Source organism: Kitasatospora sp. MY 5-36 (genome assembly GCF_001182915.1).
Lineage (GTDB): Bacteria > Actinomycetota > Actinomycetes > Streptomycetales > Streptomycetaceae > Kitasatospora.
This window is the reverse complement of sequence record NZ_LFVW01001011.1, coordinates 1-2,462: the sequence shown is the minus strand read 5'-3', so window position 1 is coordinate 2,462 and position 2,462 is coordinate 1. Positions and strand designations below refer to the sequence as shown.

At 73.8% G+C, this 2,462-nt stretch carries 3 protein-coding genes; all 3 read right to left on the bottom strand.

Translation table 11 applies throughout. The features are described from left to right. Positions 1-1,510 (bottom strand): FxsB family cyclophane-forming radical SAM/SPASM peptide maturase (locus tag AE652_RS39505; RefSeq protein WP_049660425.1); only part of this gene is annotated, 1,510 nt, incomplete at its 3' end. Between the two features lie 70 nt (positions 1,511-1,580). Beyond that, positions 1,581-1,766 carry a hypothetical protein gene (locus AE652_RS39500; RefSeq protein ID WP_049660424.1) on the bottom strand — a complete coding sequence of 62 codons (186 nt, stop codon included), beginning with the start codon at positions 1,764-1,766 and terminating at the stop codon, positions 1,581-1,583. Positions 1,767-2,092: 326 nt separating this feature from the next. Beyond that, a partial coding sequence (locus AE652_RS39495; protein WP_049660423.1) for an HEXXH motif domain-containing protein occupies positions 2,093-2,462 on the bottom strand: 370 nt, incomplete at its 5' end.

The following is a 2,462-nucleotide window of genomic DNA, read 5'->3' as shown; positions in this document are numbered from 1 at the left end:
CGAGCGCGGCCAGCGGGCCGAGTCCGGCCTGGAGGTCCCCGGCGAGGCGGCGGGCCGCCCAGGCGCGGGCGTACGGGTGGCCGAGGACGGCGTCCACGGCGGCGGGGGCCGCCGTGTCGAGCTCGGCCAGCAGGGTCCACGCTTCGGCCCGCCCCTGTCCGGAGGCGTCCCAGGCGGCGGCCAGCATCGCCCGGGTGAGGGCGAGTTGGGAGCGGCCGAGCGCGGCGACGGTCTCCGCGCTCCCGTATCCGTGCGCGAGTTCGTCGAGTTGCGACGGGGCGAGCGCGCCGGGCAGCAGCGGTTCGGCCTCCGGCGATGGCACACCGGGCACACCGGGCGCCCCGGGCACCCCGGCCGGCTGCGCGGGCACGCCGTCGCCGGAACTCCCGCTCCCCGCAATGCCCTTGATGAACGTCATGAGATCACCGCAGTAGACGGAGGGATGGTCGAAGCTGCCTCCCCCATCGTCGCTCCGATAGCGGTGGGCGTACAGCCCGCCACCGCAGGAGCGGACCACGGAGCAGGCGCGGCAGGCCTCGCTCAGTCCGGCCAGGCCGGACTGCCGGGCGGCGATGCCGGGGTGGCGGGCGAGGTCGTCGAGGCTGTGCGCGAAAACGTTCATCCCGGTGGCGGGCGCGCCGTCGTACGCGGTCTTCAGGCTGTCGGCCTGCTCGAAGGTCCCGTCCGTCTCCAGGACGGCCAGGTCGGAGGGCTCCAGTCCGAGCGACTCGGTGAGGCTGGAGAACCCCCGCAGGGTCCGGTGCACGGATTCGAAGGTCCGTACGGCGAACGGCCGCCCGTCCGCGTCCCACAGCCCGTGGACGGTCAGCAGCCAGTCGGCGTACGGGGTGGCGCCCAGCTCGGCGGGGCGCCCGGGCGGCTCGTCCCAGGTGGCGTGCGGGAGCAGGAAGTCCACGGCGGGCGGCCGGAGTTCGGCCAGCGCCCGGTACACGGCCACCGGGTCGTTCCGGACGTCCATCGTGCACAGCAGCCCGGCGAACAGGTGCCGGTATCCGGGTTCGTTCAGCAGCGCGACGGCCCGCAGCACCTGCGGGTGGCTGCTGCGTCCGTCGGCGAACCGCCGGTGGCGGTCGTTGGCGGCCTTGTCGCCGTCCAGCGAGATGCCGACCTTGATCTCCTGCTCCGCGAACAGCGCGCAGAAGTCCCGGTTCAGCAGCACGCCGTTGGTGTGGATGCGCAGGTCGAGGGCGCAGCCGGGCGGGAGTGCCGCCCGGAGCGCCTCGGCGGCGCGGCGCAAGCGGTCCGGGCCGGCGAGCAGGGGTTCTCCCCCGTGCAGGACGACCCGGACGGCGGGCAGCCGGTGGGCGGCCGCGTGCTCGCCGATGCGCTCGGCGGCCTTGGCCAGGATCCCGTCCGCGATGACCTTCGGCCGGGACCGCCAGCTGCTGTCCGCGTGTTCGTAGACGTAGCAGTGGTCGCAGGCCAGATCGCACCTGCTGTGCATCTTGACCACGAACTGTGTCAACGGCAGCGGAATCGACGTCGTCATGGAACTGTCCGGTTCGCTTCGATCGGCTCGGTCTGCTCGGCCTGGGCTCCGCCGGGAGTTCCGGGCCGGGTCAGATCGAGGAGTTGAAGGCTGCGACCGGCACGAGGCCGGAGTCCGCGCCGGGGAGCGCGCGCTGGAGCCGGGAGGCGAGCTCTTCCGCGCCGAGTGCGGCGAGGTCGGCGAGCGAGGGGCGTTCCGGCGTCTCCTGAGGGTCAGTGAGCTTGCCGGCCGGCCTGGTGCTGGTTACCGGAGTCATATTCGTTTCCTTAGGCGCGGTTAGGACCTGCCGAGGGTGGGTAAGCCCACCCGGTTGCGACCAATGTAGTGCCCGCGAAGACTCCGCGCGGCACCTTGCGGACTCACGTTGGGCTCCCCGGGCTGCCGACGTCGTACGACAGCGCTTTGGGCCCCCAGAATTCACCCGTTCAGCGGTCGCGCACTTCGCCGTGGCGCGCGCCGAAGCGCGTAGCCGTGGCCCGTGCCCGAACAGCCACACGGACCAGCCCCTGGTCACACCCCGGGAGTGCCCCGGGAAGCACCGGAACAATCGCCCCGCCGGGCCAAGCATCCGGCAAGCCGGATTCATTCCCCCGGCCCGCCGAGCGCCCGGACGGCCCGCACCAGCTCCCCGGTGAACTCCAGCCCCGCCGCCGTCAGTTCGCCGCAGCTCAGGAGCGTCTCCCCGGCGCTCAGGGTGTGCTTCCGCCAGCGGACGGACTCCCCCCGCGCACGTGCGAGGTCGCCCGCCCCCGCAGCCGCCTCGGCCCGCCAGAAGTCCGCCACCCCCAGGTGCGCGTACGCCCCCTGGAGCAGCGCCCCGGCCGGGCGCGGGTCGGGCCGCCAGGGGGCATGGTACGCGGCCGGGCCGTTGGGGCGGTGCAGCGGCACCAGGTCCAGCAGGGCGCCGAGTTGGACGTGCAGGAACTCGTGCACCAGGGCCAGCGCCAGCAGC